This is a genomic window from Micromonospora sp. NPDC005163, assembly GCF_053599835.1.
Map to the genome: position 1 here is coordinate 1 of NZ_JBSFYP010000090.1, position 22,507 is coordinate 22,507.

Genomic DNA, 22,507 nt, shown 5'->3' on the forward strand with positions numbered 1-22,507 from the left:
GACCGTCCACTCCTACTTCACCCGCTGGGCCGCGGACGGCACCACCGAGACGATCCACGACCTACTGCGGGGCAAGGTGCGTCAAGCAGCCGGCCTGTTGGGCTCGTAAATTCGGTTCGGTGGCTGTGACGTGCGGCTTTGTGCGAGGTCGGTCCATTCAGGGCGGCGACGATCCAAGGTATGGCAGCCTCGCTGGTGTACCTGCTCCTGCGTCAGGTCCTGCAGATGCTGACCCAGCTCGCCCGGGACGGCGGCGCGAAGGACGTCGAACTCCTGGTCTTACGGCATCAGGTGGCGGTGCTGCGCCGGCAGGTGCACCGACCCGATCTCCAGCCCGCGGACCGGGTGGTGCTGGCGGCGTTGTCGCGGCTGCTGCCTCGGCAACACTGGGCGGCGTTCTTCGTCACCCCGGCGACCCTGCTGCGCTGGCATCGACAGCTGATCGCACGACATTGGACCTACCCACACGCGCGACCCGGCCGGCCACCCGTAGACCGCGGGATCCGGGAACTGGTCCTGCGCCTGGCCGCGGAGAACCCGACCTGGGGGCATCGCCGGGTGCAGGGTGAGCTGGCTCGTCTGGGCTACCGGCTCGCGGCCAGCACGGTATGGAAGATCCTGCACCAGGCCGGCGTCGACCCGGCACCCCGCCGAACGGGACCGACCTGGAAGCAGTTCCTGACCGCTGAGGCGCACACCATCTTGGCCTGCGACTTCTTCACCGTCGACACCGTGCTCCTGAAACGGATCTACGTACTGTTCTTCATCGAGCTCGCCACGCGGCACGTCCACGTCGTCGGTGTCACCGCACACCCGACCGGCACCTGGGTCACTCAGCAAGCACGGAACCTGCTCATGAGCCTCGACCAGCGCGCCGACGGGATCCGGTTCCTGCTCCGCGATCGCGACACGAAGTTCACCGCCGCCTTCGACACGGTCTTCACCGCAGCGGACATCGACGTGATTCGAATACCGCCACAAGCGCCGAGGGCGAACGCCTACGCGGAACGGTGGGTCGGCACGGTGCGGCGCGAGTGCACTGACCGGATGCTCATCGCCGGCGAACGGCACCTGTCGAGCGTCCTGACCGAGTACACCAAGCATTACAACGGCCACCGGCCACACCGATCACTCGGCCAGCGACCACCGAACCCGCCACCGCAGGTCGTTGATCTCAGCAGTGCTCGCGTCCAACGACGCCCGATCCTGGGCGGATTGATCAACGAATACTCGCAGGCAGCGTAGGCCGAATCTGATTTGCGAGCCCGATAGGATGTTGCACCGCGATGCGTCCGTCGTCCAGCTCGATCGGTTCGCTGGGCTCGTCGTGGGTGTGGATCCAGCTCCACTACCGTACCCAGTAGTCGCGGACGGCATCCTTGCCGTGCATCCTGGCCCGGGCCGTCCGGCCAGTTGACGTCGTCGGTCACGAGGGTGAGCAGAGGCTCGAGGTCCCGGCCGTTGAAGGCGGCGTAGAGCTGCCGCTCCAGGTCCGCTGTCGCGGTCACGACAGGCTCGTGATGATGTCGGCGACGGTCTGCGGCTGCGACAGGAACGGGTGGTGGCCCGCGTTCACCTCGATGACATTGCCCGCGCGGCGGGAGAATTCGCGTTGCGCCGCCGCCGGGGTACCCCGGTCTTCTGTGCACACCACGTACGTCGTGGGCAGGTCGTGCCACGCCGCCGCCCGTACCGGCTGGTGGGTCACGGCCAACGTCTGCCGGACCAGAAGGGCCGCTGCCTCGCGGGCGATGTCCGGCGGGCAGTCCTGGACGAACGTCTCGGCGAACAGCTCGGGCCTGGCGCTGAACGTGCCGCTGTCGGGGTCGAAGTCCAGGAACGGTGGCGGCGCGTCGGCGCCGAACGTCGACAGCGACTCGCCGGGCTCGGGCAGGTAGCTCGACACGAACACCAGGTGGCGCACCGTTTCGACGCCCACCGCCGCCTCGGCGGCGACAATGCCGCCGTAGCTGTGTGCCACGACCACGGTCGGCTCGCCCTCCTCGGTCAGAACAGCGCGCACCGCGGCGACGTCCTCGGGCAGCCCGGGACCCTGCGGCCCGGCCGGCCGGTCTCCCTCGCCGCAGCTCGGCAGCGCCGGGGCAACGCTGCTGATGCCGCTCTCCTGCAAGGCCGCGGCGGCCGGGTGCCACCACCACGATCCGTCACGAACGCACGCCCCGTGCACAAACACAACACGCATCTCTTCCTCCTTGATCTGGGGTCCCGACCACTTGGATCAACGGTAGACGTACCGCCAGTTACGTGAAAAGGTGTGGCGATGGGACGGCACAAGCAGCCCGAGATCCGCGATCGAATTCTCGACGCCTGCGTCGACCACGCGCTCGCACACGGGCTGCCCGACCGCCTCGAGCCGTTAGCGGCGGCGTCCGGCACGTCGACCCGGATGCTGATCTACCACTTCGGGACCCGGGACGCGCTGCTGCGGGAAACCCTGGGACGGGCGCGGCGGCGCCAGCGCGACTTCTTCGGCGAACTGGTGTCCCCACGACCGGACGAGCCCTATCTGAGCACTTTGCGACGGGCTTGGCAGGTCATAACCGGCCCGGTCGGCCGCCCGTACCTCAGCATGTTCGGCAACCTCCGAGAGAGTACCGAGCAACAGTTGTGGCCGGGCTTTCGTCGCGAGTCCACCACAGACTGGCTGCAACCGTTCGAGGACGGCATGCGAAGCATCGGCCGTCCCGAACTCGGCACCCTCGTGCTCGCGGTCATTCGCGGTCTCATTATGGACATCGAGGCCACAGGTGATGCGTCGCGAGCCGATCAGGCCTTCGACGATTTCCTGGCCGCACTCGCTTCCAACACCCCCGGGACTCTGTGCCCCGGAGTCCCGGCCCAGATACCAGCGGAAAAGTAGGCCCTGGGGCTTCGTGACCATCATCATGTCCGGCTCGGCGGCTTGTTCGTCGTGCTCGCGCAGCATCCTCATGATCGGGGTGCCAGTTCGTTGCCACTTCCGGGTAGAACACCACTAGCTTATAGGAGGTCCGGACGTTTGTTACGCCTTCGCGTAGTCGTCGGGCTGGTGGTTGGCCTCCTGCTCCGCCGCGGGGTCGGTGGTAGTTGTAGTGGATGTTCCAGACGCCGAGGGCTTCGCGGCGTTGGTCTTCGGATAGCCAGGTGCGGCTGTAGAGGAACTCGCCCGACTCGACGTCTGGCGGCGCGACCGTCTCGGCGGCATCATCCACGAGTAGACCGGCCGCATGACTTGCATGGATGAGGTTTCCGGCACCCGCACCGTTAGCCTCCCGGTAGCGGCGGTCGGACAGGTAGATCGTCACCTTGGCCAGGTGTTCCACCCCCAGCCTGCCTCGGCCGGTACGGCGAGCACGTTGCGCCAGGTCAGCCGGCACTGCGACTCGAAGTCCACGGGGACCTTGCCCGCCTCCGCCCAGGGCACCTGGCCGCTGACGAAGACAACCCGCACGCGCCCGGCGACGGGCGCCTGCCGCATCGTCGGGTCGTGCCGCGGCTTCGCACCCCGCTCGATGTCGGAGATCATGCTCCGGCGCACCCCGCTAGCCGCGGCGAGCGCCCCCAGGAGCCGCGCCCGACGCGGCTGGCCCGCAGCCGCCCGCCGAGCAGTTCCAACAGATCCCCCACGGCGACCACGATAGCGAAGAACCGTTTGCCATTGTGGACCTGTTCAACCGGACCGGCTGACGGTCGCTGTCTGGCGTTGTTCTGGCGGGCTGGCCCTGCGTGGGCTGGCCAAGCTCGGGTACCCGGACCGGTCGCGGGTGCCCCGAATCTCGGTCTACAAAGGACAGATTCGCGGGGTGCCCTGCCCGACCGGTGGACGGGACTTGACGCGATTACCCAGATCGCAAATACTGGCGAAAACGTTGACAACGTTGTCAGGCAGGAGTGGACAATGTCCTTGTTCCTCGCACCCCCGCGCCGGTCCGGCCCCCATCCGGCCGCCGTCGGCGCCATTGTGCTGGCCCTTGTCGCCGGGTCGGCGATGCTGCCAGCTAACGCGTTCGCCCAGTCCGCCGCCGCGGGCTCGGGGGACTGGAGCACCTCGTTCGAAGGCGACGTCACCCTGCCGGGCGGCGGGCAGGTGGCGACCGGTCCCGACGGCCAGCCCGACGTCTCCGGCGTCGTCCGCCCGGACAACGGCCAGCCGGGGCTGCGTACGGTGGTGGACGACGGCCCGGATCGCGCGTACGCCGCGAAGGCCAATGTCGGCTTCACCGGCCTGCACGCCGCGCACTACACCGGTCGGCACGAGCCCGGTGGCGCCGCGCACGCCACCGGCGTCATCGCCGACGTGAACCTGCCCATCGAACCCCGTACGGAACTGTCCTACCTTGTCTTTCCGCAGTTCGACGAGCAGGCGCTCGACTACGCCAGCACGTACGTCGCCATCGACCTCGCCTTCACGGACGGCACCCGGCTCAGTGACTTGGCGATCGAGGACCAGAACGGGGTGCGGTTGACCGCCCGGGCCCAGGGCGAGTCGAACACCCTCTCTCCGCTGCAGTGGAACCGCCGCTCGGCACAGATCGGTACGGTGGCGGCCGGCAAGACGGTCGATGCGATCCTGTTCTCCTACCACGGGCCGGCCGGCCCGGCCGAGATCGGTGGCTGGATCGACGACATCGCCATCGAGCGTGACCCGGCCAAGCCGCACCGGTCCCGGCCCTCCGACTGGGTGGTCACCACCCGGGGCACCCAGTCCAACGGCGACTACTCGCGGGGCAACAACTTCCCGGCGACGGCGGTGCCCAACGGCTTCAACTTCTGGACCCCGGTGACCGACGCCGGCTCGCTGGGCACGCTGTACCGCTACCACGACGGCAACAACGAGGCGAACCTGCCGGAGATCCAGGCGTTCTCGGCCAGCCACGAGACGAGCATCTGGATGGGCGATCGGCAGACCTTCCAGGTCATGCCGTCGACCGCCGCCGGCGTGCCGGACCCGGACCGTCAGGCCCGGGCCCTGCCGTTCCGCCACGAGAACGAGACGGCGTCCCCGCACCACTATGGCGTCACCTTCGAGAACGGCCTGCGTACCGACATCGCCCCCACCGACCACGCCGCGATGCTCCGGTTCAGCTTCCCGGCCGGCGGTGGCCGGCAACTGATCTTCGACAACATCGACGACCGGGCCGGCCTGACCATCGACGCGGCCGAGGGAACGGCCTCCGGCTGGTCGGAGACCCGCACCATCTCGACGGGCATGACGCGGATGTACATGTACGCGACCTTCGACGCCCCGGTCACCGGCAGCGGGATGCTGACCGCCGGGCACCGGCCCTCGACCGGGTACGTCTCCTTCGATCGCGACGTCGTCACCATGCGGATCGCCACCTCGCTGATCAGCGTGGAGCAGGCGAAGCGGAACCTCGAGCTGGAGATCGCGCCGAACGACACCTACCCGGACGTGGTGGCCCGCGCCCGGACCGCCTGGGACAACCGGCTCGGCGTGATCGAGGTGGCGGGCGCCACCGACGACCAGCGCACCACGCTCTACTCCAACCTGTACCGGTTGTTCCTGTACCCGAACTCGGGATTCGAGAACACCGGAACCCGGCAACGGCCGCGCTACCAGCACGCCGTGCAGTCCTCCGGGTCCTGGGGCCCGCCACCGAGCTCGCCCACCCAGACAGGCGCCAAGATCGCCGACGGCAAGGTGTACGTCAACACCGGCTTCTGGGACACCTCCCGCGCGGCCTGGCCCGCGTACTCGTTGCTGGTCCCGGACGTCGCCGGCGAGCTGGTCGACGGTTTCGTCCAGCAGTACCGCGACGGCGGCTGGATCTCGCCGTGGTCGTCGCCCGGCTACGCGCGAGTGATGACCGGGACGAACTCCGACGCCGCCTTCGCCGACGCGTACGTCAAGGGCGTGCCGGGAATCGACGCCGAGGACACATACGCGGCGGCGCTGAAGAACGCCACCGTGCGGCCCCCGGACAACAGCGTCGGACGATCCGACCTCGACCGCTCGCTCTTCCTCGGCTACCTCCCCAACGACGTCGGCTCCGGCTTCTCGTGGTCGCTCGACGGCTACGCCAACGACTTCGCGATTGCCGCGATGGCCGACGCGACGGCGAAGGAGCGCGGCACGTCGGGCAAGGAGCGCAAGCGGCTGGGTGAGGAGGCCGAGTACTTCCGGAGCCGCTCGGAGGGTTACGTCGACCTCTTCGATCCCTCCATCGGTTTCTTCCAGGGCAAGTCCGCCGACGGGGAGTGGACGAAGCCGCCGGACCAGTACGACCCGAAGGTCTGGGGCAACGACCACGACTACACCGAGGCCAACGGATGGAACGAGGCGTTCCCCGCCCCGTACGACGGCCAGGGTCTCGCCGAGCTGTACGGCGGCCGGGACGGTCTCGCCGAAAAGCTGGACGAGTTCTTCGGCACGCCGGAGACCGCGCAGCACCCCGGCTCGTACGGGTGGGTGATCCACGAGATGCGGGAGACCCGGGACCTGCGGCTCGGCCAATGGGCGATCCCCAACCAGGTCTCGCACCACATCCCCTGGATGTACAACTACACCCAGCAGCCGTGGAAGGCGCAGGAGCAGGTCCGGCAGGCGCTGGCCCAGGGCTGGCTCGGCTCCGAGATCGGCCAGGGCTACCCGGGCGACGAGGACAACGGCGCCACCTCGGCGTGGTGGATCCTCAGCGCGCTCGGCCTCTACCCGCTCCAGATGGCCACCGGCGAGTACGCCATCGGCTCGCCACTGTTCGAGGACGCGACGCTCCACCTGCCCGGTGGGGACCTCGTGATCAAGGCACCGGGCACCAGCGACGGGAACATCTACGTACAGGGCCTGACGGTCGACGGGAAGAAGCACACGTCGACCTCGATCGACCACGAGGAACTGGCCGACGGCGGCGTTCTGAGCTTCACGATGGGACCCAAGCCGTCCAAGTGGGGCACCGGTGCGCGCGACGTTCCGGACTCCATCACGAAGACCGGTGAGCGTCCCAGCCCGCTGCACGACGTGACCGGAACGAACCGTGGCTTCGCGACGGCCGGCACCGGAGGTGACGTCACCGCATTGTTCGACAACGACTCCCGGACCGACGCCGTCCTGAGCGGTCAGAACCCGACCGTGCAGTACAGCGTCAACGGCGGCGACACCACCCGAGTCGAGTTCTACACGCTCACCTCCAGCGACGCGCCGTCGGCCCAGGATCCCAGCAAGTGGGTGCTCGAGGGCTCGACGGACGGCCGGCGGTGGCAGGTGCTGGACCGCCGGGACGGGGAGAAGTTCGACTGGCGCAACCAGACCCGCCCGTTCCAGCTCGACAAGCCGGCCAAGATGCAGCAGTACCGGATCCGGTTCACCGGCACGGACGGCGAACAGACGGTCTCGCTGGCCGAGGTCGAGCTCCTGACCCGGGACGCCATCCCGGCCTCCCCGATCGAGGTGCGGGTCGCCGATGTGGCGTTGCGCGCCGGGACGACGGGCGGCGTCGAGGTGGTGCTGACCAACACCGGCGACACCACACTGGCGCCGGACCTGACGGTCGCCGTACCGGAGTCGTGGACCGCCGAACCGAGCAGCACCGCGGTGTCCGAGCTGGCCCCCGGCCAGTCGGCCACGCTCACCGTCGACGTGACCCCCGCCGCCACCGCGGCCCCCGGCCCACAACCCGTGCGGGTCACCGCCCGGTGGGACGGCTGGGCCGTCGGCGGGGAGGGGACCGCACGAGTCGTCGGCGACGTCACCGAGATCAAGCCCGGTACCCCCTCCGAGCGGGACGTGCTCGTCGCCGACAACGGGTCGCAGCTGACCGGCGATGGCGCGGGTGGTCAGGCACGCTTCGCCGACGAGCAGCGGACCTTCACCTACCGCCTGCCGATCCCGGCCGGGGTGACCAGCGGCACGGTGACGCTGGACATCGCCAACCAGTTCCTCGTCGAGGCGTCGACCGACGGCCAGACGTGGACGACGATCCTGCGTGAGCCGAACGCCGTCATCTTCCAGGGCAACCGGCAGCAGCCGGCCCTGGACCTGGCGACGCTGCGGCAGCAGGCGGGCGGCGCCGGGCAGGAGCTCTATCTGCGAATCGGCGACAGCCGGCCCGCGGACGGCTGGGGCGGCTGGCTGGCCAGCGTCCGGCTGGAAACCACCAGCTGATCCACGCCACACCGCGTCACCGGTACGGGACGTGTCCGGCCTTTCGCTGAGCACGTCCCGTACCTTTTCCACGGCCGCGCCGCCGCCCCAGGGCGCCGACTGGCCCGGTGCTCAGCGCAGGATGTCCCGTCGATTTGACGGGCGAATCAACGCTGGCCTGGCGCAACGACGCCACCGCGAATGCGGACATACCTGACGTCAACGAATCAGACGCCCTCTGAGAACCCTTTGACGTGCGGGTCTTTGCTGACGACCTCGACATCGATGCCGAGGGTGGCGCCGTGTTCGATCACCCGGTTCTTGAAGCCGGCGTCGACCCAGGACTTGGACAGGGCGGGGTGGGCGGCTTTGGCTTGTTCCAGCAGGTCAATACCGATGGTGTTGTCGCTGGCGCTGGCTGCGGTGACGATGACCGCGAGCAGCAGGCCGAGGGCGTCGGTCACGATGCCGCGCTTGCGTCCGACGATCTTCTTGCCGGCGTCGATGCCCTGCGTGGCGAGCGGGGCGTTGGTGGAGGTTTTTACGCTCTGGGTGTCGATTACGGAGGCCGACGGCTGTGCGGTGCGTCCGGCCTTGGTGCGGGCCAGTGCGGTGAGGTCGTAGTTGAGCTGGGTGAAGATGCCGTTGGTGGTCCAGGCGGTGAAGTAGCCGTAGACGGTCTGCCATGGCGGGAAGTCGTGTGGCAGGTAGCGCCAGGCAATGCCGGTGCGGTTGACGTACAGGATCGCGTTGAAGATTTCGCGTAGGTCGTGGGTGGCGGTGCGTCCGCCGATGCCTGCGTCGGTGCGGGCCTGGCGCCAGGCCGAGAGCCGTGGTGCGATCAGCGGGCGTCGGACAGGTCGGAGGGGTAGGCGGGTCGCTCGGTCACACAGTAGGTCTACTGTGGATGGCACGTGGTGGATAGCACCTGGAGTCCGACGATTCCAGAGCTTTCTGAACCAGACACGATCCGTGGATCAAAGCCGGCGTATCGCATCGGCATCAATCGGGAGCTCGGTGTTCACATTGTGGCGGAGTCCGCTTCACGGTTGGGCGTCGTGCATGACGGCAGTGGTGAAGACGCCGTTCACGTGGGCGTCTGGAGGAGGACGGCATGGCACGCGTGATCATCGGCATGGACCCCCACAAACGGTCCGCGACATCGAGGTCATCAACGACCGCGAAAAGTCCTCGCGCAGGGCCGGTTCAGCACCGACAGCGTCGGCTACCAGGCGATGCTCGCCCTCGGCCGGCAGTACAAGGACCACATCTGGGCGGTCGAGGGCTGCAACGGCATCGGCCGGCACATCGCTCAACGCCTCGTCGCCGACGGTGAGACCGTGGTTGACGTCCCCGCGAAACTGTCCGCCCGCGCCCGGGTGTTCGCCACCGGCCACGGCCGCAAGACCGACCCCGTCGACGCGCACAGCGTGGCCGTGGCCGCCCTCCGCACCGACGGACTACGCCAGGTCACCATCGACGACGCCGCCGTCGCGCTGCGGCTGCTGGTCGACCGCCGCGATCACCTCGGCCGGACCCGCACCGACACCGTCAACCGGATCCACCAGCTGCTCCTAGAACTACTGCCGGGCGGAGCCAAGAAGTCCCTGTCCGCGCCACAGGCCCGTGCCTTGCTCAACACCGTGCGCCCTCGTGACATCGTGGGCCGCACCCGCCGCCAGCTCGCCTCGGAGCTGATCACCGAACTCGCAAGCATTGACCGGAAGATCAAAGCCGCGAACACGCAGCTGACCGAGTTCGTCGAGGCCACCGGCACCGACCTGATGCGGCTCACGGGTATCGGCCCGTCCGGAGCCGCCCGGCTGATCGGCGATATCGGTGACATCCACCGGTTCGCCAGCCGCGGGCACTTCGCCTCCTGGAACGGCACCGCCCCCATCGACGCGTCCTCCGGCGACCAACAACGCCACCGCCTGTCCCGGGCCGGGAACCGGCGCGTCAACCGGGTCCTGCACATCATGGCCGTCGTCCAGCTGCGCCACGACACCGAAGGGCGCGCCTACTACCAGCGCAAACTCGCCGCAGGCAAGACCACCATGGAAGCCATGCGCGCCCTGAAACGACGACTCTCCGACCTCGTCTACAAACAGATGATCAAGGACGCCGCAAAGGCCGAGACGGGCCCGGGAGGACAAACGGGAGCGACACTTCAATCCAGCGCGGCCAGCTCAATCCCGACAGCCGGCACTTCGGAACAGTCACTTCCCGGACCCGCCAACGACCAGCCTAGAACACTCCTCCTCGCCGCCTCTTGACACAAAGGGGTGCCAGATGCGGATGGCGGACGGGCAGAGATTCGGCTCTGCCAGTGGCCTACCGCGAGTCCCATCAATCGCGGAGCATCATGCCACCGCTTTGCCGCGTCTCTACCGGCGACCGCGCGCCGCGTACTTCCTTTGAGCGCTAGCGGAGCCGCAAGCCTGCGATGACGAGTCCGACCATGAGGCGCGCGTCGTAGCTAGGGTTGTCGGCGCCGATGCAGAGATTGCCGATGCCGTGCATCAGGACGAGGGCGTCCATGTCGGGGATGATCTCACCCGCCGTTGCGGCGGCGGCGAGCAGCTGGGCGCAGACGGGGACGAGACGGTCGAGGAAGTAGGCGTGCAGCGTCTGGAAGGCGGCATCGTCGGACTGCATCGCCTCAGCCAGGCCGTGCTTGGTGACCAGGAAGTCGACGAAGAGGTCAATCCAGCTCGCCAGGGCGGCGTGCGGTGTGGCACTCTCCGCCAGCAGCGCCGGACCGGCCGCAGCGCACGCCTCGACCTGGTGCCGGTAGACCGAGACGATGAGATCAGCCCGCGTCGGGAAGTGTCGGTAGATGGTGCCGACGCCGACGCCGGCCCTGGCGGCGATGTCACGCACGGGCGCATCGACTCCGGAGGCGACGAACACCGCGGCGGCCGCCGCCAGCAACGCCTCCTCGTTACGCCGGGCATCAGCCCGCCGCTTTCGCGGGGCACCCGATCCGCTGCCCGTCCCGGCCACCGTTACCCCCGTCACATCCCTTGAAAATCGGAACCGTGTTCCGTATCGTTTTAACGGAACCAAGTTCCGCATTGATAGCATGCCAGAACGGCAGGCCAATGCCAAGTCACGAAGGAACGACCATGCACGCAATGCCAGAGCCCACACCCGTCGTCTCGGTGCACCCCATCACGCTGCCGGCCCCCGATCGCGGCGACGATCTGCACGTACGGGTCTCCGCACCCACGACCGGCCACGAACTGCCCGTCATCGTCTTCTCGCACGGCTTCAGCCAGTCGGCGACCAACAACCGCCCTCTGGCCGACTTCTGGGCCTCCCACGGCTTCGTCGTCATCCAGCCCACCCACCTCGACTCGCGGACACTGAACCTCCCGCCCGACGACCCCCGCACACCGCTGATCTGGCGAATCCGTGTCGACGACTTGAAGCGCACCCTCGACCAGCTCGACCTGCTGGAGTCGTCCGTCCCCGGCCTTGCTGGACGCCTCGACCGCACCCGCATCACCGTGGCCGGGCACTCCTATGGCGCCCAGACGGCGAGCACGCTGCTGGGGGCGCGAGTCCTCGACGCCGACGGCCGCCCAGGAGAGGACATGTCCGACCCACGGATCAAGGCGGGCGTCCTGCTGGCCGTGACCGGCCGGGGCGGAGCCGACCTTTCCCCGTTCGCGGCCGAGCACTTCCCCTTCATGAGCCCGAGCTTCGCGGACATGACCACCCCGGCCCTCGTCGTCGCGGGCGACCAGGACGACTCCCCACTGTCAGTCCGCGGGCCGGACTGGTTCACCGACGCGTATCACCTGAGCCCGGGCAGCAAGAGCCTGCTCACCCTGTTCGGAGCAGAGCACTCGCTCGGCGGCATCTCCGACTACGAAGCCAAAGCGACGACGGACGAGAGCCCCGAGCGGGTTGCACTGATCCAGCGGCTCACGTGGGCCTACCTTCGCGACGCCCTCGGCCTCAAGGACTCCACCTGGCCGGCACCGGTCGAGAGCACCCTGGGCCGACTCGAATCCAAGTAAAGACAAGCGGACACCACGCGTACCCGAATGGTTGAACTCACATCTATTGATGGTTACGATCAGGATGAATGTGTTCACCTCTCCGTGTTCCGGGCGCGGCCGACACCACACCATGCGGGTGGTGCGGGTCCTCACGCCGCCGCACCCGGAACACGGAAAGGGCACACGGGAAGACGCTCCCTTCTCGCCGCCGCGCTGCTTGCACTCGGCCTCGTTGTCGCCCCACAGCACTGATCCCCAACGCGCAGGGGGCCACAGGCAAGGGCCGACAACCGGGGCCTTTAGATCTCGCCTGGTGGGGACATCCAACGGCGGTCCGGACGGGTCCGAAGCGTCGCTGGATCCGCTCCAGATAGCTCGCTTCTGCAGCGAGGTCGAAGACGGCAGCCCGCAGGCAGCCCAGGTCGTTCTACGCACTCTCATCGGCACGTCCGGACGCCGGCGACCGGCGCCCGACCTCACCTTCGGTGACGAGCGCTTCGCGGCAGATGAGGGCGTCCGCGGCGTCCAATCGCGAACGTGACTACTCGATCGCCGTGGCGTCGGCAGCCGCGCAGCGGACCGCACTGTCGTACTGGGATCGCGGGAAGACGACGGGTCCGAAGGCCGCGTAGGCGCGCTGCGGGCGGAAGGGCTGGGCGAAGCCGCGCCACGCGATAAGGCCGTCTTGTTCAGGCGTCGCTGCACCAATCCCAACGAAGGCTTTGAACATGGGAACTTCACTCGTAAGGCATAGAGCACGAGCGGAGCAGGGGCGAAATTTTGGACCCGGAAGCCCATCCGTTCAAGCTCGGAGGGCACTCGTCAGGACTGCTCCTTCGTGAGCCAGTCCTTCGCCTTCTTTGAAATCGTGTCCGGATACTTCTTCTGAACAAACTCCACGAACTGCTGCATACCTACCGACTGGTCGTTGCCGTACGAGTCCTTTGTCGGTAGATCCAGCAAACGGTCGAGGTCAGCTTCGGTGAGCTCGTCGACCACGAGCTCAAGCCGCATCAGCACGATGTTGCTGTGGTCGTAGCTCCGGGTGAAGTCAGCCTCGTCCAGCCACTTGGTCTTGAGCACCTTACGCACCGCCGAGGACTGAACTTTGGCAGGGAGCGTCAGGTTTCGCAGCCACTTGCCATCCTCGAAGTCACGGTAAAAGGCGCCTGCGGTTCGGTAGCTCTGGCGCTTGGTGAGAACCAGGTCTTCAAGCTCCTTGATCGTGTCTTCGCTGACGTATCGCGTGATCAGGTCGTAGGCGAGGCTCGCCAGCGAGATGTAGTGCACGGCAAGGTTGGGTTCGAGAGGTGTTGCCGGCGTGTGGGCCTTCTCGTTTCTGAGATGCTGGACACCCAAGTGTAGGTACCCGATACCTCGGAAGAAGTCTGCTTCCGCGTCGTTGGCAGGTGTCGCCTTACCGAACAGAGCTTCGTAGTGTGCGGTGTTCTGGGCGCTGTTGTTGAAGACGTCCGAGGCCTTCTCCTTGCCCGTGATCTCGCGGAGCTTCCCGCGCACCAGCTTGTAGGACTCCTCGACTGCATGGAAGTAGTCCCCGGTCGCCAGGTACTGCCCGATGTGGTTGTAAATGTCCCCGTGGATCTCGATCTGAATCTTGTTCTTTGAAACCGTCGCTTCGGTAGTGAAGATGGCGGGCGTGGGGTCAGCTACGTCGTCGGTCGACGTTGTCTGCCCCCTACCAGCAGACGGTGCACCATCGAGCTCCGCCGCGATCCTTCGGATCCTGGCGATCTGGTCGTCCGTGATCTCCTCGCAGAAGCCTGAAAAGCCCGGAGCAGCCTGCTTCGCTTCGATGTAGTCCGCGAGGGTACCGAGCGTTGATGCGACCTCGGAATCTGAGCCGATCTTCCACAGCGTCCTCAACCTGTTTGCCTTCGACACTCCGTACTCGGCGTACTTATCCTCGTAGATTTCGATGGCGAGGTCGTCGAATAGCTGCGCCAATGATGTGTTTGTGAGGTCGAGGACATATCCACCACTCATGCCCAGCACGGCCTCCAGGAAGGTCTTGTCTGGCAACGACAGCTTGCTCACGACTCGTTGCTCCTCTACTCGGCCTGTCGTTCCGTAGTGAGCCAGCATGATGACGTCTGCCCGTCGGCACGACCGAGCACAGGATCATCGTCAAGATCGGGTGTGCTGTCATCGGCACGGTCGGACATCCGACACCACAACCTCCGTCATGCTCCGTAGCGAGCGGTTCGCGGCAGATGAGTGCGATCCAGCCCTGCGGTTTGCGGTGTTACGCACCGGACGGCGCATGAGTATTGTGTCGCCGTGGAGCTGTCGCCGTCGCGTCCGTCGAGAGTCCTGGTCTATGGCGTGACAGGATCGGGAAAGACGACTCTCGCCCGGCAGATCGGTGAGCGCTGGGGTTTGCCCTGGTACTCGATCGATGATCTGGCCTGGGAACCGGGATGGGTCCAGGTGCCGACCGAGGTGCAACGGACAGATATTGCGACCATCTGTACTCAGAAAGAGTGGGTGCTCGATGGGGCGTACGGCGCTTGGGCCGACATCCCGTTGGCGGCAGCCGATCTTGTGGTGGGCCTCGACTTCCCTCGATGGATCTCTCTGGGGCGCCTGCTCAGGCGAAGCCTGGTCCGGGTAATCCAGCGAACCTCAGTGTGCAACGGCAACGTCGAGTCGATAGGAGCATTGTTGTCGAAGGACTCCATCGTCGTGTGGCACTTCAGGTCGTTCAAGCGCAAGCAACAGCGCATGCGCCAATGGCAAGCCGATCCGGAAAAACCCCCTGTACTACTGTTCCGTACGCCCAAGGCCGTCGCCAGTTGGCTTCACAGCTTCCCCTGCGAACGAACCGGATAGGCGGGAACAGCCGGTGCATCTGGCGGGCGATCTTCAACCCCCACGCGCCGGAGATCGATGCCACGCACACCGCGTTCCGATCGGCGGAGCGTCCGCTCATCGGCAGAAGCGGATGTTGCCGCATCCGCGTCCTAGACCACCGGGGTTCACAGTCGGTAGCCGGCGAGCCGGGGGATCGCGTAACCCATCAAGCGGAGTCAACGTGTAACGCATCAACCGGAGTACGACACCGGACTGCCGGCGGCTGCCGGCGATGTTGTGCAAAGTTTCTGTACGTCTTCAAGGCGGCCCGAGACGGGCCGCACGCGCCGCCGCCTGGGCGCGCGTCCGACGCTCCGCTGTCGCTCCACGCCGGCCACGCAACACGCCCGGCGGCTGGCGCGGAAGCGGGAAGCCCAAGGGGCCGCCGCAGAACGACGACCGCTGACCGGTGGGGTGGTGGGCCGGCAGCCGGCTGGGCCGCGCGGCCAGGACCCGCGCGGCGTAGGGGAGCGCACGCCGGCCACGTCGGCGAGCTGGCGGCCCGAGCTGGCTTACGGTCACTGCGCCTCCGGCGGGGGCGCAACAGCCCCAGGATGGCTGGAAGATCGTCGGCGGGTGCCGGGTCCGTGGGTGGTTGCGGTAGGCCGTCCCGCCTGCCATCGACCCGAGCAAGCCGAGCAGACCACCGCCCGGCGCGCCACCGTCCGAACCAGCCGTCAAGGTCCGCTTGACGTGGCGCACCGGGCGGCGGCCCGCTCCCCGTGAGGGCGGGTCGACGGCACACGGGACGGCAAACCATCTCTGCCGGCCTTCGGCGGGATCAGCTACGGAAATCTATGAGATGAGCACCTTCAGCCAAGAGGCGAGTATGTGGAATCCCCTCCAAGAGATTGCTTAGAGCTGCGGGGTCCTCGCTCGTGGCGTAAATAACTTGGGCAAGGTTGCTGTCTTGCTTCAGCCGCTGAAGAAACGCTCTCAAGCTTGCGCGGTCTGTCTCTTGCTGGCGCGGCTCGTCGAGCATAAGAATGCCCAGGTGCCGGCCATGCGGAGCGGAGGTCGCGGTCTCCATCAAAGCCGTATGGTATGCCCACTTAGTGCGGATAGTGTCCGAGGCGCTCATCCCCATCCCCACGTCAAAGGTTAGCTCGAAACCGTCGTTCACCGGCAGGAGGCTTTTGTCGTCAATCGTAACGTCTCGTGGTGAAAGACTGCGCAGGTTGTACGCCACGAGCTGCTCCTGGAAGCTAGTTCGAAAACGACGGAGCGTGCTTTGGTCTTCAGGACTATCGGAATCGAGCTGAAGGCTTGCGCGCCGAGCGCGGACATCATCGACTGTTGCCGCCAAGTCGTCGAGCGTTTCGTCCACCACACCAACAAGTGCGCTTACTCGGGCAGCGGCTCGTAGTCTGTTCTCAATCGCCAACCTCTCCTGAACGATGGCGAGACTCGGAGCGTTTGAGGGTCCAATCAACTCATCCCGCAGTAGCCTTACCCGGTCACGAGCTGCGGATAGCGCCGCCTCCGCTGAAGCAATCGTGCGGGCGATATCGGCGCTTCTCTCCTCTGCTGCGGCTTGCATCGCAACCAAAGTAGCCCGTTCGGCATCGAGAAGAACGATATTGTCTTCAACGGTGCTGACGGTGCTAGTGGCGACGTCTCTGTCGTCGACGTTCTGGGAGCACGTTGGGCAGCGGCCCTCCGCTAGGAGTGGGAGCTCCAGTTCGCCTGTACCGCGCCAAAACTGTGTTTCAGGCTGTGGGCTGGGGATTTGCCTGGTGGATCAAGCGGCCCGGCGATACTCGTTGATCACGCCGCCCAGGACGCGGCGTCGCCGGATCGGCTTGTCGATCGCGATGACCACGCCGGGGTCGTAGTCGGGTGGATGCTGATCCAGGCTCTGGTGCGGCCGGTGCCGGTCGAAGTGGTCCTCATAGTCGCGTAGCACGGTACGGGCGTGCTGTTCGTTGTAGATCAATACCCGGTCGGTGCACTCCGCTCTGACGCTGCGCACGAAGCGTTCCGCGAACGCGTTCGCCCTGGGCGTGCGTGGCGGGGTCTTCACCACGTCGATGTCTTCGGCGGCGAACACGGCGTCGAAAGACGCGGTGAACTTCGCGTCGCGGTCGTGGATCAGAAACCGGAACCGTGTCACACGGTCCCCGAGGTCCATCACCAGGTTGCGGGCTTGCTGGGTGGTCCACGCTGCGCTCGGGTGGGCGGTGACGCCGAGGATGTGGATCCGTCGGGTCGTAACCTCCATGACGAACACGACGTACAGCCGTCGCAGCGTGACGGTGTCGACGTGGAAGAAGTCGGTCGCCAGCAGCCCGGCCGCCTGAGCGCGCAGGAACGTCCGCCAACTCGTGTCGACCTCACGCGGGGCAGGGCCGGTCCTCGATCGGGCGAGGATGCGGCGGATGGTGCCGGCGCCGACGCGGTGGCCGAGCCCGACGAGTTCGCCTTGGATGCGCCGGGCGTCGTGGCGCGCCCACGGCACCGCCGCGACCACGATGCCGTGCTCGGGGCAGGCCACCCGCGGCGCGTCGGCCTCGATCACCGCCCGCACCGGACCCAGATCCAGCGCCCGCCATCGCCGACGTCCCCGGCCGGCGTCATAGCCGACGCAGCGGCGCCCGCACCGCCCGCAGCGACGCCGTGCCCCCTTCGACGGCCTGGCGTGCACCACGACCAGCATCACCTCGGCACCGTCCTCGTCGAGGTGTTCCTCCTGCTCAACCCGCTCTACCACGGTGGTCTTACCCACCCCGAGGAGACCCTGCCATAGACTTGCAGGACGCACGCCGTTTCCCGATCTTCAGACTTCGGACCTCAGAGACCCGAAACCCTAGACCGGGAACGGCGTGCGCGCGTTTCAGCAGGTCAACCCGCCCACACATCGGTGCGAAGAGCCACAAAACCGCAGTTCACAACCCGTGCGACCAGTTATGGCACGGCACAGGGTCAACGGACCAAGCGAGCGAACCTCCGCAGCTCCTCGGTAAGAATTTCTGGTTGTTCAAACGCGGCGAAATGGCCACCACGGGGGACCGTGTTGAAGTAGATGAGCTTGGACTTGTAGACGCGTTCGGCCCAGATTCTCGGAGTTGGGATGATCTCGCGGGGAAAGACCGTGAATCCGACCGGGACCTTGAAGTCGTCGGCTGTGCCAGCGGCCCGCGCGTCCTCCCAATAGATTCGCGCCGAGGAGGCCGCGGTGCCGGGCAGCCAGTACAGCATGATGTCGTCGAGCATCCGGTCGACGCCGAGGACCCGTTCGGGATTGCCGTCGCTGTCGGTCCACTCCATGAACTTCTCGTAGATCCACGCCGCCTGCCCCACCGGGGAGTCGGTCAACGCATACCCCAGTGTCTGGGGGCGCGTGGACTGCTCGTAGATGAAGCCGGCGCCGTCGTTGAAGAACCGCTGCAGCTTGTCCAGCGCCTCCTGCTCCTGCGCCGTGGGCGGGTCGCTGACCGGGGGCTGGAATACGGGGAAGAAGTTGAGGTGGATCCCGGCGAGTCCGGCGGGCCCGAGCTTGGCGAGTTCGTGCGTCACGGAGCCGCCCAGGTCGCCGCCCTGAGCGAGCCAGCGACGGTAGCCGAGACGGGACATGAGCTCCGCCCAGGCTCCCGCGATGCGCTGGATGTTCCACCCGGACGTGGCCGGCTTGTCGGAGAATCCGAAGCCCGGTAGGGACGGCACCACGACATGGAACGCGTCCGCGGCGCTCCCGCCGAACGCCGTGGGATCGGTCAACGGCCCGATCACGTCGAGGAACTCCACCACCGAACCCGGCCAGCCATGGGTCAACACCACCGGTACGGCGTTGGCGTGCCGGGAACGTACGTGCAGAAAATGGATTCCCATCCCGTCGATCTGGGTGCGGAACTGGCCGAACCCGTTCAGCCGCGCCTCGACCTGACGCCAGTCATACCGCGTCCGCCAGTGCTCGACCAGGTCGCGTACCCGCTCCAGCGGCACGCCCTGGGACCCGTCGGGAACGGTTTCCCGCTCCGGCAACCGGGCCGCCGCCAACCGCCGCTGCAGATCGCGCAGCGTGGCGTCCGACACCGACAGCCGGAACGGTGTCACGTCCGTTGTGGCCGCCGGCAACGTCACCCCGGGCTCCGCAAACGCCGGCGATGTCCTTGTTACCGCCAACCCGAGCGGGCCTGCGACGGCGCCGACCGTGACGGCCGCCCGCAGGGCCCCGCGACGAGTCAGGCCGCAAGTGTCTTCGTTCCGCACGATTCCTGCCTTCCTGGTCCGAATGATCGACGACAATCGACGCTTGCGGTGGTGGTCGTGATGAACGCCCGGTTGCGATTCAACCGGGCACCGTAGCGCGTCGAATGCGTGCGTCCGCTCACCGTCGCAGGCCTCCTGGGAGGTCACCAACGATTCGATGGCGCTGGAATCCAGCGTCGCCGTCGGTACCTCACGCGGGATCCGGACAGCCCCGCTCGAACCCCGAACCACTAGCCCCGAGCAGTCCGCTGGCCAGCGGCGTGTGCCGGTACAACACCCGGCGCCCGGAACGCCACGACGTCACCAAGCCATTGCGGCGCAGCACCGACAGGTGGAAGCTGACCGACGGCGCGCTTTGACCGAGCTCACGGGCGAGGTCGGTGGTCGACTTCGGCAGCGCCAGACAGCTGAGGATCGCCGCGCGGCTGTGACCCAGCAGCGCACCCAGCGCGTCGTCGGCGTAGTCGGCGTCTCGGGAGTCGCCTCCCCACAACGTGCCGACTCCTCGGCAGGCATAGATGAGGCTCGCGGGTCGATCGGGGCCCTTGTCCACCATCAGGTTCGGCCACGCGAACACCGACGGCACCAGCACGAGCCCGTCACCGGCCAGGTCATGGTCCACCGAGTGCCGGGGCTTGTCGATCCGCAGGATCTCACCCCGCACGCTGACCTCCGGGTGCAAGCTCGACAACAGCGCATCGACACCACCGCCGGTCAGCCGGCCAGCCCGATACGCGACGTCATCCTCCAGCACCGCGCGTAGCTCCCGCCAATGCGGCTCGATCGCCACCGACCAGTACCGCCACAGCGCGTCGGCCAACCGCCGAGCACCAGCCGCCCCTTCGGCAGCCAACGTCCGCGCCGGCGCGGGCATCGGCTCCCGACCCCACACCGCCGCCAGGTCGGCACGGATTCCCGCCACGGGCGACTCGGCAACCAACCGCAGCTGGTCGTCGATGGTGCCGGCGTCGGTGGCCGCCACGAACAGGAAATCCGCCACGTACGCGCTCGCAGGCACAACCGCGCCCAGCAGCCCCATGTCCAGACCACGCAGGCCGTCCCGCGTCGCCTCCAACCAGCCCTGGTGCAGCGGCGACACCCGCCCCGACGACAACTGGTACAGGCTCTCAATCACCTCGGCGAGAGGCGAGAACGCAAACCGCATCCTCGCCACATCAGCCAGACCCATCCGGAGCCGGATCACCCCGCCATCCTAGGTTCACGGACGCTGAACCTTCGCCCTTGACCCTCGGCGTCAGGCCGACACCCGCCCACGAGCCCCTCCCCGGCCCGATGGTCGGGAGTGTCAAATTTTCGGCTCTGGCACGAAGAAGCGTGGTGTGGTGGTTTGGGTTGGTGGGTCGTGATACTGCAGGGTGGGGCCGGTGTGTCTCGGACCTGATCAAGACGGTGTGTCCCGACCTATCCTCCATAGTGGTTGATCAGGTAGTTGATCAGGGTCAGGTGGTGTGCATCCAGGCCCGGACGATGGCGGAAGCGGCAGCCTGCCCGGAGTGCGGGCAGCCAGCACGGCGGGTGCACGCTTACCATCTGCGGCGGTTGGCCGATTTCCCGATCGCAGGCCGCGGCGTGATCGTCGAACTGCGCGTGCGGCGTATGTCAGACCCACGGCTGCCCGCGGCGGACCTTCCGGGAACAGTGGCCCGAGATGGCGTCGCGGCGTACCCGGCAGTTGACCGCGTTGATCGCGGACATCGCGGTAGTGCTGGCTGGTCGCGCTGGCGAGGCGGTGCTGTCCCGGTTGGGGGTCAGCGTCTCGCGCACCACGGTGCTGCGGTTGCTGATGGCACTGCCGATCCCCTCGGAGCCGGTTCCGGCGGTGCTGAGCGTGGACGACTTCGCGCTACGGCGCGGGCACCGTTACGCGACCCTGCTAATCGATGCGGTCACCCACCGCCGGGTCGACGTACTGCCCGGCTGCAGGGCCGCCACCCTGGCCGCGTGGTTGCGAGAGCATCCCGGGGCCGAGATGGTTCGCCGGGACGGATCAGCCGCCGAGTGCTCCGACAGACGTGTCGCGCATCCTGGTTGTGGGCGAGGTCAGCCCATCCGCCGAGTCGTGGATGGTCGCCGCGATGGGCGAGGGTGTCGTCGCTTAGGTCAGCTGCACCACGGCGGCGGCAAGGCGGTCGAGGCTGGCGCGGTCCTACGGCTGCGAGGGCGTCGTACCGTCGATGTCCTCGAACGCGAGGACCGTCCAGTGGCCGTCATCGAGGGTTTTGAGGAACCGGGGCGCGGGGACCTGCGCCGGCAGAGCCGCGGCCACCAGGGCTTCAGTCCGGTATGTGCCGGCCTCCAGGGGCCACCTCTGGGCGTTCATTGCCTTGACAAAGACGCGGCGCCCGTTGCTCAGGGTCAGGCCGGGACGCGAATCCGGGCGAGAAGCCGCCAGGGCAGCTCTGGGCCCGGATGACGTGAGCACCAATCAACTCCTCGACGGCCGCACCTGCGGATGCTGGCATGCCGGCCCAGAGCAGTCGGCGCTTGCTGATCATCGTGGCAGTCTCCGGGTGGGGGTGGTCGCGTAATTAGTGTCGATGGTCGAGGCTCGGACATGCTCAACTGCCGCGAGTGGTGGCGCCAGACGGGCCGCTGCGCTGACCAGCTGACAACAAAAGTGTGGGACCGTGTGGTAGGACGAGGCCATGTATCTCGTTCGCCTGTCGCACGCCGGCCCGCATTGGGATCTTGCGAGGCCGATGGAAGAACAGACCGGCTGGCTCGCGCACGCGTCGTACATGGACCTGCTAGTCGACGAAGGGATCGTCGTTCTGGGCGGTCCGCTCGACGACGTACGCGTGGTGCTGGCTATGGAGGCGGAGTCCGAGGAGGCCGTCCGGGCGGTACTCGGCCGGGATCCGTGGAGCGGCACCCACCTGCGGATCGACAGGATCGACCCGTGGACGATCCGCCTGGACGGCCGCCATACCAGGGCTGACCGGTCGAACATCGGTTCGTAGCCGTGAACCGCGCACGGCCCCGTAAACGCCGACCGCGTGGGCGAGGCCGAGCAAGCTAAGTGCTCGGGTTCGTAAGTCCTTCGGGGGTTATGCGGCCAAGGCGTGTGCGGCAGGCTGGTGATCGCAGCCGGCGGGTTGTTGGAGGTTCTGCTCTTTCTGTTTGTGTCGCTCGATCCGGGCCATCAGGTCCTCGATGTCGGCCGGGGTGAACTTCCATCTGAACGGCCGGGCGGTCGCGTGGTAGCGCTGCTCGAAGGCGGTGAGTCGGTCTTCGACCTGGTCAAGGCTGGTGAAGTCGTTGGGTGTGAGCACTTTGCGCTGGACGATGGAGAAGT

At 67.2% G+C, this 22,507-nt stretch carries 18 protein-coding genes and 3 pseudogenes; 8 read left to right on the top strand and 13 right to left on the bottom strand.

Going from position 1 to position 22,507, the window contains the following annotated elements; translation table 11 throughout:
* The first annotated feature begins 180 nt into the window (after positions 1-180).
* Positions 181-1,245 (top strand): integrase core domain-containing protein, encoded by a 1,065-nt coding sequence (locus ACWD6N_RS34105; protein WP_450006184.1) that lies wholly within the window; start codon positions 181-183, stop codon positions 1,243-1,245.
* Between the two features lie 259 nt (positions 1,246-1,504).
* Here ACWD6N_RS34105 and ACWD6N_RS34110 read toward each other — a convergent pair whose 3' ends face one another.
* Entirely contained in the window at positions 1,505-2,203 is a 699-nt protein-coding gene (locus tag ACWD6N_RS34110) for an alpha/beta fold hydrolase (protein ID WP_450006186.1), read from the bottom strand.
* A gap of 78 nt (positions 2,204-2,281) precedes the next feature.
* Here ACWD6N_RS34110 and ACWD6N_RS34115 point away from each other — a divergent pair, with 78 nt between their 5' ends.
* Positions 2,282-2,881, top strand: a complete 600-nt coding sequence (locus ACWD6N_RS34115; protein WP_450006188.1) for a TetR/AcrR family transcriptional regulator — start codon at positions 2,282-2,284, stop codon at positions 2,879-2,881.
* A gap of 121 nt (positions 2,882-3,002) precedes the next feature.
* Here ACWD6N_RS34115 and ACWD6N_RS34120 read toward each other — a convergent pair.
* Positions 3,003-3,164, bottom strand: a pseudogene (locus ACWD6N_RS34120) (IS481 family transposase); the annotation flags it as partial.
* Positions 3,165-3,301: 137 nt separating this feature from the next.
* Positions 3,302-3,526, bottom strand: coding sequence for a RidA family protein (locus tag ACWD6N_RS34125; RefSeq protein ID WP_450006190.1), 225 nt, complete (start codon positions 3,524-3,526; stop codon positions 3,302-3,304).
* Positions 3,527-3,898: 372 nt separating this feature from the next.
* On the opposite strand from ACWD6N_RS34125, the gene ACWD6N_RS34130 reads away from it, so the two are divergent.
* Positions 3,899-8,122, top strand: coding sequence for a GH92 family glycosyl hydrolase (locus ACWD6N_RS34130; RefSeq protein WP_450006192.1), 4,224 nt, complete (start codon positions 3,899-3,901; stop codon positions 8,120-8,122).
* A gap of 221 nt (positions 8,123-8,343) precedes the next feature.
* On the opposite strand, the pseudogene ACWD6N_RS34135 reads toward ACWD6N_RS34130, so the two are convergent.
* Positions 8,344-8,990, bottom strand: a pseudogene (locus ACWD6N_RS34135) (IS5 family transposase); the annotation flags it as partial.
* A gap of 346 nt (positions 8,991-9,336) precedes the next feature.
* On the opposite strand from ACWD6N_RS34135, the gene ACWD6N_RS34140 reads away from it, so the two are divergent.
* A complete protein-coding gene (locus ACWD6N_RS34140) occupies positions 9,337-10,377 on the top strand; it encodes an IS110 family transposase (protein ID WP_450006194.1) in 1,041 nt (346 codons plus the stop codon).
* A 148-nt stretch (positions 10,378-10,525) separates the two neighbouring features.
* Here ACWD6N_RS34140 and ACWD6N_RS34145 read toward each other — a convergent pair whose 3' ends face one another.
* The gene (locus ACWD6N_RS34145) at positions 10,526-11,107 is read right to left on the bottom strand and encodes a TetR/AcrR family transcriptional regulator (RefSeq protein ID WP_450006196.1); all 582 of its coding nucleotides are present in this window, start codon (positions 11,105-11,107) and stop codon (positions 10,526-10,528) included.
* Positions 11,108-11,229: 122 nt separating this feature from the next.
* Here ACWD6N_RS34145 and ACWD6N_RS34150 point away from each other — a divergent pair, with 122 nt between their 5' ends.
* Complete coding sequence (locus ACWD6N_RS34150) at positions 11,230-12,129, top strand: alpha/beta hydrolase family protein (RefSeq protein ID WP_450006198.1); 900 nt, start codon at positions 11,230-11,232, stop codon at positions 12,127-12,129.
* A gap of 523 nt (positions 12,130-12,652) precedes the next feature.
* On the opposite strand, the gene ACWD6N_RS34155 is transcribed toward ACWD6N_RS34150, so the two are convergent.
* Together ACWD6N_RS34155 and ACWD6N_RS34160 are read right to left on the bottom strand one after the other, a co-directional pair.
* On the bottom strand, positions 12,653-12,841 hold the full coding sequence (locus ACWD6N_RS34155; RefSeq protein ID WP_450006200.1) for a hypothetical protein: 189 nt from the start codon (positions 12,839-12,841) through the stop codon (positions 12,653-12,655).
* Positions 12,842-12,933: 92 nt separating this feature from the next.
* On the bottom strand, positions 12,934-14,166 hold the full coding sequence (locus ACWD6N_RS34160) for a TIGR02391 family protein (protein WP_450006202.1): 1,233 nt from the start codon (positions 14,164-14,166) through the stop codon (positions 12,934-12,936).
* A gap of 243 nt (positions 14,167-14,409) precedes the next feature.
* Here ACWD6N_RS34160 and ACWD6N_RS34165 point away from each other — a divergent pair, with 243 nt between their 5' ends.
* Complete coding sequence (locus ACWD6N_RS34165) at positions 14,410-14,961, top strand: adenylate kinase (RefSeq protein WP_450006204.1); 552 nt, start codon at positions 14,410-14,412, stop codon at positions 14,959-14,961.
* Between the two features lie 802 nt (positions 14,962-15,763).
* Here ACWD6N_RS34165 and ACWD6N_RS34170 read toward each other — a convergent pair.
* The 5 genes and pseudogenes from ACWD6N_RS34170 to ACWD6N_RS34190 form a co-directional block, all read right to left on the bottom strand.
* Entirely contained in the window at positions 15,764-16,522 is a 759-nt protein-coding gene (locus ACWD6N_RS34170; RefSeq protein ID WP_450006206.1) for a hypothetical protein, read from the bottom strand.
* Between the two features lie 201 nt (positions 16,523-16,723).
* Positions 16,724-17,203, bottom strand: a complete 480-nt coding sequence (locus ACWD6N_RS34175; RefSeq protein WP_354968737.1) for an integrase core domain-containing protein — start codon at positions 17,201-17,203, stop codon at positions 16,724-16,726.
* A gap of 213 nt (positions 17,204-17,416) precedes the next feature.
* Positions 17,417-17,743: pseudogene (locus tag ACWD6N_RS34180) on the bottom strand (transposase family protein); the annotation flags it as partial.
* A 161-nt stretch (positions 17,744-17,904) separates the two neighbouring features.
* A complete protein-coding gene (locus ACWD6N_RS34185; protein WP_449941218.1) occupies positions 17,905-19,062 on the bottom strand; it encodes an epoxide hydrolase family protein in 1,158 nt (385 codons plus the stop codon).
* 319 nt (positions 19,063-19,381) lie between these two features.
* The gene (locus ACWD6N_RS34190; RefSeq protein ID WP_354968732.1) at positions 19,382-20,395 is read right to left on the bottom strand and encodes an ArsR/SmtB family transcription factor; all 1,014 of its coding nucleotides are present in this window, start codon (positions 20,393-20,395) and stop codon (positions 19,382-19,384) included.
* A gap of 284 nt (positions 20,396-20,679) precedes the next feature.
* Here ACWD6N_RS34190 and ACWD6N_RS34195 point away from each other — a divergent pair, with 284 nt between their 5' ends.
* Together ACWD6N_RS34195 and ACWD6N_RS34200 are read left to right on the top strand one after the other, a co-directional pair.
* A complete protein-coding gene (locus tag ACWD6N_RS34195; RefSeq protein ID WP_450006210.1) occupies positions 20,680-21,435 on the top strand; it encodes a transposase family protein in 756 nt (251 codons plus the stop codon).
* A 422-nt stretch (positions 21,436-21,857) separates the two neighbouring features.
* Positions 21,858-22,172 carry a YciI family protein gene (locus ACWD6N_RS34200; RefSeq protein WP_354968733.1) on the top strand — a complete coding sequence of 105 codons (315 nt, stop codon included), beginning with the start codon at positions 21,858-21,860 and terminating at the stop codon, positions 22,170-22,172.
* Positions 22,173-22,259: 87 nt separating this feature from the next.
* Here ACWD6N_RS34200 and ACWD6N_RS34205 read toward each other — a convergent pair.
* The coding region (locus tag ACWD6N_RS34205) for a hypothetical protein (protein WP_354967371.1) at positions 22,260-22,507 on the bottom strand (248 nt) is incomplete at its 5' end.